The sequence below is a fragment of the Pontivivens nitratireducens genome (assembly GCF_014235845.1).
Classification (GTDB): domain Bacteria; phylum Pseudomonadota; class Alphaproteobacteria; order Rhodobacterales; family Rhodobacteraceae; genus Pontivivens; species Pontivivens nitratireducens.
Map to the genome: position 1 here is coordinate 70905 of NZ_JACJUQ010000009.1, position 17773 is coordinate 88677.

Genomic DNA, 17773 nt, shown 5'->3' on the forward strand with positions numbered 1-17773 from the left:
AAACGGGGCGGCCTGAAGGAGCATAACGGAAAATGTCCGATACCAAGACGACGAACGGCCTGACCCAGACTCTGCCCAATGGGGTGGAGCTGGTCTGGGACGATGCCGACATCATGTCGAGCTACGCCAATGTGGCCACGGCGACCGCAACGCAGGAGGAGTTTTTCCTGCTGTTCGGTCAACATCAAAGCTGGAAGGGTGTGCCCGAGGGCGGCAAGGTCGAGATTCAGTTGAACAATCGGATGGTCATGAACCCTGCGGCGGCCAAGCGGTTTGCCGCGATCCTCGTCCGCTCTCTCGAAGCGTATGAGGAGCGGTTTGGCAAGATAGGCGGATGAGCGCCGCGCCGGGCGGGCCGGGGACAGGCGCGCTCGACGCGATCGGGGCGCCGGTCGATCTGCTGGCGCTGATCGTTGGCGGGGTGGCGACACCCTTGATCGGGCCGCCGCCGGGCGCGGAACTGCGCGCGCTGATCCCCGAGTTCGAGAGCGAGCGCCCCGGTGCGCGCAGGCTGGCCGGGGGCCGGTTGGCCGTGCATGTGCCATTGGGTGACGGGCGCGCGCATCTGTGGCAGGTCGGGGATGGCGACGTCGCGTTGCCGCATCTTATCCGCACTCTGGTTCGCGCCAGCCGGCAGATCGCCTTTCAGAACAGTGCGCCGGTTGCGGCGGCGCCGGCGGAAAACCGCTGGCGGATGCCGCTTTTCCAGTCGCTGGTGTCCTTGCCCAAGCGGCTGAAGACCCGCAGGCTGGTCGCGTTGGAACGTCTGGCCGCTGCCACGGGGTGGACGGGTCTGGCCTTCATCGAGATCAAGGGCGGACGCGCGCGCAAGGTGCATCGCCTCAGCCCGACGGCGGATCTGCGCAGCGACAGCTTGAGGATTTTTGCCAACCGCATGATTGCCGAGGATCAGCCGGTGCTGGCCGTCGATGCGCGGCGGATCGGTGACGGGCCCGCCGATCTGGAACTGTTTTGCGAGGAGCACCGGATCCCCGGTTTCGTGATCGCACGCCCGGCGGAGGACGGCCTGGCCCTGTACGTCGAGGGGATGCCACCCCCCGACGAGGTGGTCGAGGCACAGGCCGCGCTGTCCGTCGCCTTTCCCAAGCGGGTGCGCGGCACCGGTGGCTGGGTGCGGCGCGGGCTGGCGGCGGCGGCGGTCGTGGCCTTGATCGCGTTCCTGGCCTGGCCGGTCCGGTTCGAGGTCACGGCCCCCGGCGAACTGCGCCCGGCGACCAGTGAAATCGTGATCGCGGCGGAGGAAGCGCGTCTGGCCTCCGTTCTGGTCAGCGTCGGGCAGAGCGTCTCCACCGGGGATGTGATTGCCACGCTGGTTTCCGATCCGCTGGACGAAGCCCGGGACGAGGCGGCGTTGACGCAATTGCTGGAAGGGTTGAGCGCGCAGGAGGCCCTCGCCGCCGGGGATTACGCGCGCTATCAGTTGGCCCAGCAGCGACAGGACATCGCCGCCCTGCGCGTGGCCCGGCTGGACCAGCGGATTGATGCGCTGGTCCTGACCGCACCACAGGACGGGCGGATCGCGGATCTGATCAGCCGGGGGGAGGTCGGCGCGATGATGAATGCCGGAACCTCCGTGGCGGAGGTTCAGGTCGGGGACCGGATGCGGGCTCTGCTGCGCCTGGCCGCGATCGACGCGCCGCTGGTGCGGAGCGGGACCGAAGGCACGTTCGTTCTGCGCGGCATCAGCGGTCGCAGCTGGCCGGTGACAATCATCGAGGATCCCATCGCCTCACGCAGGGAGGAAGGCGACGTTGTCCTGCTGGTTCTGGCGGAAATCGCGGAGGCGGACGCCGCCCTGTTCAAGGGACTGACGGGGATCGCCCGTCTGGATCTGGGGGAGCGCCCGCGCGTGGCCGTCCTGCTGCGCCCCCTCGCGGAATGGGTCCGGCTGAAGGCCTGGGAAAAGCTGGGTATCGAATTGTGAGCGGCATGGCCGGAGCCGGGCCGCTGCGCGAGGCGCGGTTGCATCTGTCCGAGGAAGGCGGCCGCCACCTCTACCTGCTGGCCGATCCCGCAAGCGGGCGCATCCTGCGGCTGGAGCCCAAGCTGGCACGCCTGATGGCCAATGTTCGCGCGCGCCTGAACGGACGCTTGACCGGCACCCCGCCCGAGGAGGAAATCGCCGCCGCAACCGTGATTGGTGAGTTCATCAGGGCGATGCGCGCCGATGCCAGCGGGGAGCGCAGGCGGAAGTTCAACCCCCTGTTCATGCAGGTGCCGCTGTTCGACGTGGGGCCTTGGCAGAAATATCTGAGAGGCCTCGCTGCCGTGACCTTCTCGACGTTCGGGGCGGTGGTGTTCGCGATGCTGGCGATGCTCAGCCTGTGGATTCACTCGGCGACGGATGGCGCGATGGTCAGCCGGATCGGCGATATCTTCAGCCTGTCGGCCATCGCCACCTTCGCGATGGTCGCGCCGGTGACGAAGGTCCTGCACGAACTGGGGCACGTTCTGGCGGCGACCCGTGCCGGGGTCAGGGTGCGCAAGGCCGGGGTGATGCTGCTGGGACTGTACCCCCTGCCATTCGTGGACTGTTCCGAGGCGGATTTGCTGGCGCGACGCTCTGGCCGGATCATGATCTCGCTTGGGGGGCTGTTCGCGGATCTCAGCGTGGCGATGGTGGCGTTCATCGTCTGGCATCTGGTCGAGGATCCGGCCTTGCGGCAGGTCCTGTCGTCGCTGGTGGTGTTCAACTCGATCAATACGGTGATTTTCAACCTCAACCCCATTCTGAAGCTGGACGGCTATTTCGCGCTGTCCGACGCGGCGCACCGGCGCAACTGGCATATGGAAAGCTTCGTGGCGTTGAAATCGGTGCGTTCGGCGCTGGCCGGTTTCGACATGGGCACCGCGATGCGCAGGGTGATGGATGCACCGCTGCGGGTGGCCTTCGCGCTGGCCTCGACCGGGTGGAAGATCTGGATCGTGGCGTTCGTGGCGTGGCAGGTGTTGCCGAAATTCCTCGGCCTGGGGCTGTTTCTGGTGGGTTGGGGGATGGCGGCGATGTTTTTCACGCCGCTTCTGTCCCTGAACGGGGCGTCGCCGCAGGGGCGGGGGCGTAATCAGGGTGCAGGGGATGGTCCGCGCGGCCCGCGTCGGGCAGGGCGGGGTTGGCTGTGGCTGCCGCTGCTGGCGGGGATCGCGCTGCTCCTGGCGTTCCTGCCGCGCCCCTATCATGTGACGGTGCCGCTGGACCTCGACATGGACGGGTCATATGCGATCCGGGTCGCGCAGGGCGGTGTGTTGCGTGCAATGGCCGATGCCGCACATGTCGAACCCGGTGCGGCACTGGTGCAGCTTGAGGCGCCCGGAGCGGAGGCGGAACTGGCCCTGGCCGAGGCGGAACGCAGGTTCGATCTGGCACTGGCCGACAGCGCCGCCGGGCTGGATCCCCTGACCGCCCAGGCGGCCCGCCAGCGCGCCGTGACTTCCGCCGCCAGAGTTGCCCGTTTGCAACAGATAGCGGAGCTGCGAACGGTGCGCGCCGCGCAAGCCGGGCTGTTCCGGCCCGAATCTACGTTGCACCGCGGTGCGCAGGTCGGGCCGGGCCGCGTGGTGGGGCACCTTCTGCCCGATCATGGGACGGCACGATTGACCGGAGCCTTCCCGGAGATATGGGTCGAGAAGCTGAGCGATGATCTGAGGGGGGCGACCTTGCGCAGCTCGCACTTCTACGAAGTCCTTGATCCGGAGCGGGATATCCGACTGGAGGACATGGCCGGGGATGTGACAGGCGGGGTGCGTCTGGCGGTTGTCAGCAGCCACAGCGCCACGGCCCTGACGGGGGAGCCGCTGTCCACGAGATTGCAATTCGGCGCGGAGCCCCTGTGGCGCCACGCGGTTTTCCGGGGCCGGATATTGTTGCTGAGATTCCGTGAGGCACAGCAAGCCGCCCAGGGTGCCGCAACGCAATAGTGAAAATTGTGTGTATGTCCGCACAGCCTAAAGCACCGCCTCCATACAATAAGCTGAGGATTACATCCTGTAGTTGCGTGACACGAACAGCGTATTCGTGCTTTTCTGCGGCAACCCCCGTCCGGCGCGCCGGATCATTACCAGGCACGCCCACCACGGCCTTCGTTTAGGACAGACAGATGACCTTCCAGACCCCTCGCAAGTCGTTCGCGCTTTCAACTGCCATCGTTGGTATGGGCCTTATGAGTTTCCCTGTCATCGCACAGGCGGGAAGCTGCACGCAGGTCGCACCGCTGACATTTGAGTGTAGCGGAGCACCCGACAATGTGAACGACACGACGCAAACGGTCGCGGCGGGGGCAACTGGAACGCTGACATTCCTGGCCGGGGCGGGTGTGGATACAACCGGTCTGGCAGGAACGAAGGAGGAGGATGCCCTGCGCGTCGCGGCGGGCACGGGTGCGGGGTCTTTCACCACGACGATCGTGGCCACCGGATCGCTGACTTCGAACAGCAATGCGCTGGTCCTGTCGCCATTGGGCTCGGCTGATGAGGGTTTCGTGCAGACGGTAAACCTGGCCGGCACGGTCACCGGTGGCGCGGATTCGGCCTATGACGGTTACGGCATCCTGCTGCTGGATGAGGCCCCTGCGGGCGGTGGCTTCGGATCGAGCGACATCAATGCCGTTATAAACGTGGAGGGGACGGGGTCCGTCTCAGGCTCGGTCGGGGCGATCCAGTCACTGACATCGCAGTCATTCACGCTGAACAACGACGGATCGGTGGTCGCGACCACCGGCGCGGCGGTGGAAATCGTGGGGGGTGACGTCGCGCTTGACAACACGGCCACCATCACGGGCGTTTCGGGCGGCTTCAGCGCGACCACCAGCGGGGCCGCGACGATCGTGAACTCCGGTACGATCACGACTACGGACAATGCGGCGGTGTCGCTGACGGTGAATTCCAACAGCGATCTGGGCAATGCGGAGCTGCGCACGATCACCAATACGGGCAGCATCACCTCGACCAACGGGTGGGCCGTCGATGTCAGCAACGATCAGTCGATGGATCAGCTGCGGGAACTGACCCTGAATCTGGGCGGTACGGTGGCGGGCGGCAGCCGGCTCGGTTCCTCGGCTGGTGCGTCGCAGATCAACGTGACAGGCACCGTGACCAATGATGGAAACGCGGTGGAGGTTTCCGGCGCGGGCAATACCGATATCGACGTCTCCGCCACTGGCTCCGTGGTATCGACGGGCGCGATGGGCATCGTGCAGAGCACGACCGGATCGGGCGGGATCGACGTGAATGTCGCGGCTGGCGGGTCCGTTCAGGGCGCGACGGGCGGCGCAAGCCTGACGAACAATGGCTCCGGCGCGGTCGATGTCGGCGTGTCCGGCACGGTAATCGGCCTGTCGGGCAGCGCGCTGAGCATCGCGGACACCGTGGCGGGAGCGGGGACGAGCGTCGATCTGGCAAGCGGTTCGACCGTTACCGGCGTCGCGGGCGGTATCGTGGTCACGGCAAACGGATCGGGACCGGCGAGCGTCGATCTGGACGGCTCCGTCACTGCCTCGGACGCGGCGGGAACCGGGGTGAGCGTGACGGCGGGCGGCGCGAACACATCGACCACCGTGACGCAGGGCGCGCCGGGTGCGATCTCCGGCGGGGCACAGGCAATCGTCGTTAGCAACACCGCCACGGGTGCGACCACCGGCGTTACGTTGAACGGCAGCGTCACCCAGACTTCGGCCACGGCGAGCGATGCGGCCGTGGCGCTCAGCACCAGCGGTGGTGCGGGCGACATGTTCCTGACGGTGAACGGATCGGTCACGGGGGCGGCCTCCGCCGGATCACTGATCGCGGTGGACAATTCGGGGGCAGGAGCCGCGACGGTCACGCTCGAAGGTGGTTTCACGGTTGGCGGCACCGCGCCCGACACGCTGATCGACATCGACGGGGGCGCAGGCTCCGCCGGGATCACGCTGGACGTTCAGGCCGGAGCGGCAATCGCCAGCTCGAACGGTGACGCCATCAACATTTCCTCCGACGGGTCGGGCGTGGTTGACGTGGATATCGCGCGCTCGGTCACAGGCACCTCGGGTGACGGGTTGGATGTGACGACCGGCGCGGCGGCCACCGGCGTGGATATCGACGTGCTGGCGGCGGGAACCGTGACGGGCGATGACGTGGCGATCCGTGCGGCGCATAATGGAACGGGCGATCTGAGCATAGATGTGGCCGGGACCGCAGGCGACATCGTTGCCACGACCGGGGCCACGGCCACGAATGTCAGTGTCGGGTCCACTGGCGCTGGCGGAACGATGGGGTCGATCACGATCAGCCATGCAGGCAGCGGTGCGGCGACCGTCGATCTGGACAAGACCGGAGCGGCGGGCCCGATCGACGTCACGACGACAGCGGGCACGACGGCGACCGTCACCAGCGAGAGCAATGTCATTTCGGCGACCGGCAACGGCATCGACGTGGATCACGGTGGAGCGGGGCTTGCCTCGGTCGAGTCGAACGGCGCGGTCACGGCGGCTTCGGGAACGGGCATCGCGGTGCAGACGACGGGTGCGGGCCTGTCCATCCTGACCGGAGCCGGTGGAACGGTCGATGGTCAAGGCGGGATCGTCGCGGCCAACAATGGCACGGGCACGACCATCGTCACGACAAATGCAGCCGTCAATGCGACAACAGGCACGGGCGTCGAGGTGACGGGCGGTGCCGGCGGCTCCGACGTGGGGGTGACGACCAATGCCAGTGTCAACGCCGATGGCGCGTTCAATGCCGTGGATGTCACGAATGACGGCTCCGGCACGACGACGGTTGCGGTCAACGCGGCAACGACCAGCGGTTTGGCGAGTGCCATAGACATCACCGCCTCGGGCGCGGGCGATGTGAGCTTGACCAGTTCCGCCGCCGGGGATGCCAGTGGAACGCGCGGGGCTGTCGTCTCGAACACCGGCACCTCCAGCACTTCTATCGATCTGGATGGCGATCTGTCCGGGACGACGGGCTTCGGTCTGGATGCGTCCAACGGGGCGGGCGCGCAGAACATGAGTGTCATCACTGACGGCACCGTGTCGAGCACCGGCGGCACGGCGGTCAGCATCGCCAATGCCGGCAGCGGAACGACCGGCTACACCGCCAATGCCGCGATCACCGGCGGGGCTGGCGGCATCGTGTTGAGCGGCAGCGGCACCACCACCAGCCTGACCACGGGGGCGGGGGGCGACGTCTCTGCCGCGACGGTCGGGGTTGACCTGAGCAATGATGGCAGCGCTGCGACAATCATCGACCTGGACGGGGATGTCACGTCAGGCGGCAGTTTCGGTGTGCGGGCATCGAACGCGGCGACGGCGACAACGTTGAGCTTCACCACCGACGGCACCGTGTCGAGCGGCGCGGCCGGAGCCGCGATCAGCCTGTCCACGCAAAGCATGACGGACGGGGCGATCAATGCGACTGTGAATGGTGCGGTCACCGGCGGCAGCGGCGGGGGCGTCGCGCTCGATAACAGCCAGGGCGCGCTGACGCTCATCACCGATGCCGATGGCGATATCTCGGCCACGGGCACCGGCGTCTCCCTGGTGCAGAACAATCTCGGCGGGGCGGTGACGGCGACGCTGGACGGAACGGTCGCGTCCACGACCCAGGACGCGATCAACATCTCCTCTGTCGGGACGGGCGATATCACGCTGACGACGAACGACGTTGTCACGGCGAGCAGCGGCGATCTGGATGATGTCGCGATCAGCATCACGCAGAACGGCGTGGGTGCGGTGGGTGTCACCGCCACGGCCGCGACCTCGGGCGGGCGCGGAATCGAGATCTTCAATCAAGGCAACGGCCTCAACAACGTCACTGTCAACAACACGGCATCGGTGACGGGATCGGCCGGTTCGGGCATCGCGGTCGCGTCGGGCGGGGCGGGCAGTGCGCCCTCCGGCCTGATCCTGATCGATATCGACGGCGCGGTCAGTGGCAACGGAACCGAGGCTGCGGTCAGCGTCACCAACTCCGCGACCTCGACCCAGAATGTCACGTTGGTGGCGGATGCGGGCATCACGGCGAACGGCACAGGCAACGCGATCACGATCGGGCAGTCCGCAGCCTCGACCGGGGATCTGAGCATTACGACGAATGCAGGCGGCACGATCACTGCCGGGACGGGGGCGATCCTCGACGCGACGAACGAAGGCTCCGGCCTGATCGACGTGGCGATCGCGGATGCGGTAAATGGCGGTGGCGCGGGTCTGAGCATGACCAGTGGCACCGGCGGAATTGCATTCCAGAACAGCGCGGCAGGCACCATCGACGTGGTTGGCGATGCGATCACGGCGACCAATGCGAACGGCGCGGCGGGCACCGGGATCGACATTGATGTGAACGGGGCTGTCGACAGCGCCTCCGGCATGGCGGTCGTGACCTCGAATTTGAACGCAGACACGGATATCGACATCGCGGCGGCGAGCAGCGCCGCAGGCACCGTGGTCGAGGCACGTTCGACCAATGGCGATATCGACGTGAACACCGCGCTTGGCGGAACATTGAGCACATCTGGCAGTGAAATCGCCATCGACGCGCGCGCGGCGGGCGGCAACGTGACGGTGGGAACGCTCGACACGATCGACGCTGGAAACGGTATTCTGGCGAATGTGGCCAGCGGCAGCGGGGATATCGACATCGACATCGCCGCAGCGATCACCGGCACGGCAGCCGCCGATTCCGAGGGGGTCAACGCCATCAACGCGGCGACCGACGGGTCCATCGCGATCAGCAACACGGCGACGGGGATCATTTCAGGGTTCACGACCGGTATCCGCGCCGAAAGCGCGTCCGGCACGGGAACGGTGACGGTGGATCTGGCCGGGGCGGTCACAGGCTCCACCGACGGTGCGGAATTGACTCTGCGCAACGCGGGCGGACTGGATTTCGATCTGAGCGCGGATCTGACCGGCACGACCGGTGCCGGGCTTGAGGTGATCGGGCTGACGGATCAGGGCGTGCTCGATATTGATCTGAATGCGGGTGGCGATGTGGCTGGGACCACGGGCATCCTGCTGGCCGGTGGGCCTGAGGTCGATCTCGACTTTGCCAGCGCCGTGACCGCAACCGGCGGACATGCGATCTCGGTCCAGGGGCGCACGGGGGGTGAGGCGGTCAGCATCGTCGGCACGGCGGCGTCCTCGGTCGATGCGACGGGAGGCAACGGTATCTTCGTCGGCGATCAGGGTGACAGCCCGACAAACTCCTCCTTCGGTGACATCACGATCGATATGGCCGGTACGGTCGATTCCACGCAGACGGGCATCGCCGTTTCGCAAGCGGGCGCCGGGGACATTGATATCGACCTGTCCGGCGCATTGACGGCGGGCGGCAACGGTATTGACGTCCTGACGATCGGGGCGGGCGCGGCGACGATCACGACGACCGGCACCATAGATTCCACAGGGTCCGGGCTCGACATCGCTTCGATGGGTGCGGGCAACGTCTTGCTGGATATCGACGCCGATGTGACGAATACGGGCACGGATTCTGTCGTGCAGGCCGCGTCCCTCGGTGCTGGCGACGTGCGGGTGGAGCTTGACGCCGCAGTCAGCGGTCTGGCGGCGGACTCGGGTGTCGAAATCCAGAATTCGGTCGGCGGCACGGTTGCTTTCGTCGCCGGGGCAGATGGGGATATCACGGCGCTGAACACCGGGCTTGCCATCGACAATTCGGCGGGAACCGCGACTCTGGTCGATACCGATGGCGATGTTACCGGCAATGTCGGCATGATCGTCGTGGCAAGCGGTTCCGGCGCGGGGGCGACCACACTCGACGCGGGAGGTGACGTGACGGGGCGCACCGGCGATGCGATCACGGCCAGCACCACAAATGGTGACGCGCTGTCGATCACGGTTTCGGGCGCGGTCACTGCTGCCGATGACGGGATCGACGCCACGAACACGGACGGTACCGACAGCACGATCATGGTCACCTCCACAGGCAGCGTGAACAGCGTTGATGGCGGTGTGCTGCTGGTGCATTCGGGCACCGGCGCGGCGCGGATCGATCTGGACGGCGCGGTCGCGCAGTCGGGCTTCATCGACGCGCAGAACGCGGTCAACCTGACGGTGAGCAGCGGAACGCAAGGGATCATTGAGGCTGGGGCCGATGTGACCAGCGCCGGTGGGAACGCCATTCGCCTGACGCATGACGGCTCCGCTCTGGCGGAGATTACCGTTACCGACAACGCCACGATCAACGGTGGTGGCGATTACGGTATCGTCGCGGATGCCAGCAGCGCGCTGCGGATTTTCACGGAGGCGGGAACCTCCGTCACCGGTGGGAATACCGGCATTTACGCCGAGAGTGACGGGCCGGGGCAGATGGTTCTCGACCTGAACGGAACGACGACCGGAACCGCCGACATGGGTGTCTTCGCGACGCAAAGCGGCAGCGGAACGGGTATGGATGTCGATATCGACGGTGTGGTCATGGCCGGCACCGACGGTCTGAACCTGAGCAGCAGTGCCGGCGGCACGATGGATATCGACGTCACCGCCATGGTGAGCGGCGGCACGCGCGGTGCCCTGATCGAGAGCAGCGCCGCTGATATTGATCTGAATACGGCGGCGCAAATCACCGGCTTGAACGGAAACGGGGTCGAGATTGCGGCGACCGGCACCGGCACGGTTGTGATGGCGGATATCAACGCAGGTGTTCAGGGAAGCGGCGCAAATACCGGAATCTCGATCGAGAATGCGGCGGTCAATGCAGGCGCCACCACGCTGCTGCTGGATGGCGCGGTCACGATGTCCGCCCCGGCGGCGGGTTCGAGCGGCGTTTCGGTTACGCAATCATCCGCGACATCCACTGCGGATGTGACGGTGGCCAGCGGCGTAACGGGCACGATCAGCGACGCGTTTTCGGGCTTGGTGGTCACCACGCAAGCGGGCGGCGCGACCGATATCGACATTGCCGGGGCCATCGCCCTGACGGGCGCCAGCACCGGCAGCGATGTGGGCATCGGCGTGACCCATGCGGGGCAGGGCGCGCTGACCCTCGACACGCTGGGCACGGGTACGGTCAGCATTGCGGGAAGCGGCACCGGCATCGTTCTGGACTCGGCTTCCGGCGCGGCCATCACGGCCAATATCGGCGGGGACGTGGATGCAGGCGGTGACGGCATCGTCGCAACAGTGGCGAGCGGTGGTCTGGACGGCGATCTGAGCCTGACGACAACGGCGGATACGATTGCACGGGCGGGCGACGGCGTGCAGGCGACACAGTTCGGCACGGGGGCCACGACGGTCAGCCTCGACGATGTGCAGGCATCCCTCACCGGTGTGAGTGTCACGAACGCAAACGCGGCCTCGGTGGCGGCGACGACGCTGACGCTCAACGGCGAGGTGACGGGCATCGGCGGGTTGGGCAACCGGACCGGGGGAATCGGTGTCGATGTCTCCTCGCTTTCCGGCGGGCTTGCGACGGTAACGCTGAACGGAGCGGTCAAATCGACCGGTACCGGCCTGAATGTCGATAACGCCACCGGTAACGTCGATATCAATTTGGCAAGCACCGGGTCCATCGACTCCTCGACGGGGGCGATGGTCGTGTCGGGTGGAGACGGGGACGTCTCGATCACGACGGACGGATCGGTTGCGGGACAGACGGGCGGCATATTCGCCACCGCCGATGCGCTCGGCGGGCAGATCGACATCACAACCAATGCGACGGTCCAGACGGCGACCGGCACTGCGGTCGAGGCGACCGCCGCGAATGGCGGGATCACCCTCGACATCAACGATGCGGTCACCGCAACCGATGCGAGCGCCGTCGGCGTGAACGCGACCGCGAACACGATCCTCGCGGATATCTCGGGTCCGATCACTTCGGGTGGCACCTCGATCCTGATGAGCAGCAATGCCGCGCCGGGCGGGACCGATGTGATCGATCTGGATGTGAGCGGGGCGATCACCTCGAACACGGGCCGGGGCATGCAGGTCAGCTCGACCGGGGCACCGATCCTGATTGACCTTTCCGCTGAGGTTTCTGCCGCGACGGGTGGCGTTTCCGCCAGTGGAGCGGGGGCGATCACGTTCACGGCGACGGGCGCGGGCGACATTGGCACGCTTGCCGGAACAGGGCTTGAAATCTCCTCCACCTCGCAACCGGCGACGGTCCTGGCGGGCGGAACGGTTTCGGGTGAAACCGGGATCAGCGTCACGGGCGGCGTGGTCGATATCACGACGAATGACGACGTGACCGGCACCGTGAACGAGGGGATCGTGGCGGCGGGAACCGTCTCGACCGAAATCCTCACCACGGGGGCAGTACAGGGTGTCACGCAGGGTATCGGCGCGTCGGCTGACGGAGATGTGACCGTGACCGCCGACGGAATGGTCACGGCGACCGGCGGTGATGCCATCGTCGCACGCGCGACCAACGGCGTGGTCAGCATTGCAACATCCCAAGCGGTGACCGGCTCGCAGAATGGTATCGTCGTGGGCGATGCCGGGTTCAGCGAAACCGACGCGGGTGATTACATCCTCGACATCGAGGGCGCGGTGACCGGTACGGCCGGCACCGGGATCGAGGTCAATCAGGCGGGTCTGGGTGCGGTCGATATCGACGTGGACGGCCCTGTCGTCGCCGGCACGACCGGCCTTGCGGCAACGATGGCGAACGCGGCATCCTCGGCATCGTTCGACGTAACGACCACGGCTGCGGGCACGATCACCTCGGGCATGGATGGCATTGTTGCGATCAATGACGGCACCGGCCCGACGACGATTCAGTTGCAAGGTGCGGTCGATGCCGGTGGAAACGGTGCGACGATCACGGCCGCTGACGGCGGCCCGGTGTTGTTTGCAAACTCCGCTACCATCGATAGCGACGCGACCGGGCTGGAGCTTTCGACCGGGGGCGCAAATGCGCTGGTGAATGTGGATGGACGCATCGCTGCGGCGGATGGCGGCGTCATTGCCGACGTTTCGAATGCCGGAACGATCACGTTTGCCAACACGGCCGCGATTGACGCGGGTACGGGCGCGGCAGTCAGCCTGACCGCCGATACCGGCGCGGTTTCAGCGACAATCGACGCGGCGCTGGGACAGATTGCCGGTGCGACGGCGACCTCTGGCCTGGACATCACGACGTCCGGAATGATCGTGGCCGACGTGAACGCGAATATCGATGTGATCGGTGACGCGCTGAGCCTTGTGCAGAATGGCGACAACACGGTGACACTGGATGTGGATGCCGATGTGACCAGTGCGAACGGCGCGATTGCAGCAATCTCGAACGCGGGCAACGCGCTGACGGATGTGGCTATCGCGGCGGGCACCACTTCGCAGGGTGTGAGCGGAATCTCCATCGACAGTGGCGCGACGGGCAGTGGGGCCAGGCAGGTCCTGATCGCGGGCTCGGTCACGGCGACGGGCGGATCGGCGCTCAGCCTTTCCTCCACCGCGGCGGGGACATCCTCGACGGTTGAGGTGGCGGATGGCGGTCTTCTGAGCGGATCGACCACGGGTCTGAGCCTGGTGGAGGTGTCCGCCCCCGTCGATCTGGACATTGCAGGTACGGTATCAGGGGGAACCACAGCGGTGGAGATCTCCGGCACGGGGGCCACGATTGATCTCGATCTGGATGATACGGCGATTGTGTCGGGCGGTACGAACGGCGTCGTTGTGACCTCCGGCATGGCGACGGCGATCACTGCCGATATTGCCTCCGGCGCGACTGTGACGGGCACGGGGGGCGCGGCACTCGCGTTCGATGTGAGCGGAACCTCCAGTCTGGACCTGACCATCGGCGGCATCGTTTCGGGCGATACGGGGTTGAGCCTGTCGGGCGATACGGGCGCGCCGATCATCGTGGCGCTGCAAGGTCAGCTGATCGGAACGGGCGGCACCGGCATCGACGCGTCGGGCCTGCTGTTGAACCTGAGCCTGGATGGCGATCTGACCGGTGACATTCTGGGCGGCGCGCCGGGATCGTCGCTGGTCTTCACCTCCGGTGTGGTCGATGGCGACATCATGCTGGCCTCCGGCGTCGATACGATTGATCTGGGAACCGTAGACGTGACGGGGACGATCAATACCGGCGACGGTGCCGATACCGTTACGATGAGCAATGGCGAGCAGCGGATCGGAACGGCGGCGGGCGCGACGGATCCGAAGCTTGACCTCGGCGCGGGTGACGACAGGCTGATCGTCGTCGGTGCGGGTGGTCAGTTCGATGATCTGGACGGCGACGGCATTCTGGACGTTCGTCAGGATGAGGTGGGCGACTCCAACGCGCGGCTGTTCTCGGCCTCCGGCGGTGCCGGAACGGGGGATGTCATCACCATCAGCGACGCGACGACCTCGGCCGAGGCGTTCGAGGACTTCACCGATTTCGAAACGTTGATCCTGAACGCGACCACGTTCGACACGGCGCAACTGGGCGGTACGACACGGATGCTGACGTTCCGGGACCTGGTCATCGGGGCCGGGTCCAAACTGCTCGGGGACGGCAACTCCCCCATGCGCACCACGACGATGGGCAGCGTGACCAATGGCGGTATCGGCATCGACCTGCGCGACCAGACGATGGGTACGATCGACGCCGTCGCGGGTGACGGGGATGATGCGCTGATCATCGGCGGTGATTATATCGGGGACGGTGGCACCATCTTCCTGGACGCGGCGCTCGATGCGACTGGTGAGGGGTCGCCGGACCGGGCGGGTGATCCCGACGGGCCGGATGCCGATTTCATCGTCGTGGGCGGCGATGTCAGCGGAACGTCCACTGTCATTGTCGTCAACGATATCGGCAACGGTGTCGGCTCGCTCACCGGTGCCACCGGGATCGTTCTGGTGGAGGTCGATGGCAACGCCACGGTCGGTGACTTCACTCTCGCCGGGGGTACGATTTCCACGGCGGGATTCATCTATTCCCTCGATTTCGACAGCGTGAATTCCGCGTTCGTCCTGCGATCCGAGGTTTCGGGCGCGGCGATGCAATATCCCGTTGTCGCAAACGCCGCCTTCGGGTTCGGTGTCGATCTGCTGGGCACAATGGCGCAGCGCAGTGCGGCGCGTCAGGGATACGGCGCGCAGGCCGATCTGGGTGAGATGCAGCAGCTCAGCTTTGCCGAGGTTGAGCGCGGCTATGCCGGGGGCAGTTGGATCCGGGTTCTGGCGGCCAGCGGGGAGTCGGACGGTGACATCACCGGGCTGCCGATCGACGCCGATTTCGACCACAGCCGCACCGCCATTCAGGCGGGCTATGATTTCGAGCTGTCGCGGACCGCGACATCGACCGTCATGGGCAGTGTATCCATCCACGCCGGGCGCATGACACAGGATGCGAGCGGCGCGGGCGGGGCGATCCGGGCGGATGGCGATGCGGATATGTTCGGCTTGGGCTTCGGCGCGACCTACACCACCAATACCGGGTTCTACATGGATGCGGGTATCAACGTGTCGTCCTTCGACTTCAGCTTCGACACCACAGGTGCCGGGCGCGGCGACACGGATGGAACGGCCGTCACGGCGAAGGTGGAGGTTGGTCAGCGGTTCGAGATGGACAACATCACCCTGATCCCGCAGGCGCAGTTGACGGTGGGTCAGACCAGCATCGACAGCTTTACCGACAGTATCGGTGTTGACGTCGATTTCGACGATGGCGATTTCGCGGAACTGCGCCTGGGCGTCCGGGCCGAGAGCGAGCTGGCCAATGGCGGCTTGCTGTACGGTGGGCTGGACGTCATCAGCGATCTGTCGGGTGAGACGACGACCACCGTCGCCGGAACGGAGCTGAGCTATGAGGAAGACGGCGCGTCGGTGAAGTTTTCGGGCGGCTTCCGCTCGGCCCCGCTCGGCGCGACCTCCAGCTTCTTTGGTGAGCTTGGATATGAAAACGGTTCCGACCGGAGCGAGACGACGGTGACTGGCGGTGTTTCGCTGCGCTTCTGATCCGGGGGCGGCGGGATGATCGATCTCGCCGCTCATCGACATCGGGCGACCGACCCGGCGCGCGATTTCTGCCTTTGGCCCTATGAGCGTCCGTCCCCACCGGGGAAGGACGCGCTGCGCACCAGTGCCTTGCTGTGGCACAGCTTTGAAGTGGCCGGAAACAGCCACCGGATGATCCCGCTGGTCGAGGCGATCCGCGCCGCCTTCGGACGCTTCGCGACGGTCTGGGGGCTGAAATGGGATGGGCGCGCGCTGAGCTGGGAATTCTATTTCTATGATTATCGGCGTGAGCAGCGCCGCAGGAATGTCGCGGATTTCCTGGGCGCGACGGCGGATGTGCTGCCCACATCGCTTGGCGCGCCCGATCATGTTCCCTATTTCATGTTCTCGGTCGAGATGGACGGGCAGGCAGAGTCTCTGGATCAGATCGACCTTTATATCGGCAATCCCGGCTCCACCGTATCCTCGGGCATCTGCTATGGCTGGACCGGGCAGGCGATGGAACTGCGCAACTTCTATTTCTTTTTCGATGCGGTGGAGGAGGCCGGCGCGATCCGGGCCAAGCTGACGGAAAGCGCGCATATGCCCGGGGAACCGGAGGACCTGACGCCGTGGTTGTGGCCACAGGTTCAGGCGCAAACCATCGTGGTGGCAAACAAGCGGCAGCGCGACGGGATTTATTTCTCACGTATCGGGGTGGATGACCTGATGTTCTGTGCGGACAGGCTGGCCTATCCCGAACCGATCCGGGCCTTTCTCACCCGGCACCGTGACGCCCTTGCCCATCATCTGTATGATGTGGGCTGGGACTGGGAATGGCGCGACGGTGCGCCGGTCCCGGTGAAGGGTAGTTTTTATGGCCTCCTCTGATGCGTTCGATATCGATGCGGCGCTGGCCGCGGTCAACGCGCCGGGCGCGCGCGGCGGGCTGACCACACCGGCGGCGCGGTTACGCGATCTGCCGCGATTGTCGCTGCGCGATCATGAGAAATACGTCTCTCTGACCATGGAGTTCCGCTGCAACCTGAAATGTGTGCACTGCATGATCGAGGGCACGATGGACCGCCTCGCCCCGACAGCCGAGGATACATTTGCCCGCATTCTGACGGACCAGCAGCAAAACGCCCGGTGGGAGGGGCTGGTGCTGACCGGATCCGAGATCACCCTGCGCCGGGATCTGCCCGACCTCGCGCGGCGGGCGCGGGCGGCGGGGTTCAGTCACGTTCGGATCCAGACGCACGGGATGCATCTGGCCCGGCCGGGCTACACGGACAGGCTGATCGACGCGGGCGTGGACGAATTTTTCATATCGGTGGCCGGGTCCGATGCCGAAAGCCACGACCGCATCGTTCAGGTCAAGGGGGCCTGGGACAAGATGCTGCGCGGGATGGAGCATCTGGACACATACGACCATATCAACATGATCAGCAATTCGGTGGTCACGACGCTGAGCTATCCCCTGCTGCCAGATATGGTCGATGCGCTCTCACATCTGCGGCGGCTGATCCAGATGGAGTTCTGGACCTATTTTCCCATGGCCGAAACGGACGAGAAGAACCTCGCCGCGCGTCATGCCGATATCCTGCCGCCCCTGCGGGCGGCGATTACCCGGGCCCGCACGCTGGGGCGGTTCGTCGAGGTGAAGAACTTCCCCGAATGTCTGCTGGGTCAGCAGGCCGATGCGCTGGTCAACGCACAGCCTTTGCTGGTCATCGACCCGGAATTCTGGACCGAATTCGACCGCAACGAATTTCATCAATGCCCGCATCGTGCCCAGTGCACATCGACGGAATGTCTGGGGCTGAGTGCTGCCTATGTCGCGAAATACGGGGATGAGCGTGACCTGCTGCGCCCCTTGGGGTGAGCGCATTGGTGAGACG

The 17773-nt window shown here is 65.8% G+C and carries 6 protein-coding genes; all 6 read left to right on the top strand.

Features of this window, described 5'->3' with window-relative positions:
- Nucleotides 1–32 precede the first annotated feature (32 nt).
- The 6 genes from H1S03_RS11295 (at nucleotide 33) to H1S03_RS11320 (ending at nucleotide 17757) form a co-directional block, all read left to right on the top strand.
- Nucleotides 33–338 carry a DUF3467 domain-containing protein gene (locus H1S03_RS11295; RefSeq protein WP_166194435.1) on the top strand — a complete coding sequence of 102 codons (306 nt, stop codon included), beginning with the start codon at nucleotides 33–35 and terminating at the stop codon, nucleotides 336–338.
- Nucleotides 335–1945 (top strand): efflux RND transporter periplasmic adaptor subunit, encoded by a 1611-nt coding sequence (locus tag H1S03_RS11300; RefSeq protein ID WP_185804540.1) that lies wholly within the window; start codon nucleotides 335–337, stop codon nucleotides 1943–1945. Before H1S03_RS11295 ends, H1S03_RS11300 begins: the two co-directional genes overlap by 4 nt.
- A gap of 5 nt (nucleotides 1946–1950) precedes the next feature.
- Nucleotides 1951–3936 (top strand): zinc metalloprotease, encoded by a 1986-nt coding sequence (locus H1S03_RS11305; protein ID WP_185804541.1) that lies wholly within the window; start codon nucleotides 1951–1953, stop codon nucleotides 3934–3936.
- 179 nt (nucleotides 3937–4115) lie between these two features.
- Nucleotides 4116–15893 (top strand): hypothetical protein, encoded by an 11778-nt coding sequence (locus H1S03_RS11310; protein WP_185804542.1) that lies wholly within the window; start codon nucleotides 4116–4118, stop codon nucleotides 15891–15893.
- A gap of 15 nt (nucleotides 15894–15908) precedes the next feature.
- Nucleotides 15909–16763: a hypothetical protein gene (locus tag H1S03_RS11315; protein ID WP_185804543.1), complete on the top strand. Its 855-nt coding sequence runs from the start codon at nucleotides 15909–15911 to the stop codon at nucleotides 16761–16763.
- On the top strand, nucleotides 16750–17757 hold the full coding sequence (locus H1S03_RS11320) for a radical SAM protein (RefSeq protein WP_221892682.1): 1008 nt from the start codon (nucleotides 16750–16752) through the stop codon (nucleotides 17755–17757). Before H1S03_RS11315 ends, H1S03_RS11320 begins: the two co-directional genes overlap by 14 nt.
- Nucleotides 17758–17773: the final 16 nt, after the last annotated feature.

Excerpts from the sequence above, each read along its gene's own strand:
- H1S03_RS11295 (WP_166194435.1), top strand. The coding sequence starts at position 33 with ATGTCCGATACCAAGACGACGAACGGCCTGACCCAGACTCTGCCCAAT.
- H1S03_RS11300 (WP_185804540.1), top strand. The coding sequence starts at position 335 with ATGAGCGCCGCGCCGGGCGGGCCGGGGACAGGCGCGCTCGACGCGATC.
- H1S03_RS11305 (WP_185804541.1), top strand. The coding sequence starts at position 1,951 with ATGGCCGGAGCCGGGCCGCTGCGCGAGGCGCGGTTGCATCTGTCCGAG.
- H1S03_RS11310 (WP_185804542.1), top strand. The coding sequence starts at position 4,116 with ATGACCTTCCAGACCCCTCGCAAGTCGTTCGCGCTTTCAACTGCCATC.
- H1S03_RS11315 (WP_185804543.1), top strand. The coding sequence starts at position 15,909 with ATGATCGATCTCGCCGCTCATCGACATCGGGCGACCGACCCGGCGCGC.
- H1S03_RS11320 (WP_221892682.1), top strand. The coding sequence starts at position 16,750 with ATGGCCTCCTCTGATGCGTTCGATATCGATGCGGCGCTGGCCGCGGTC.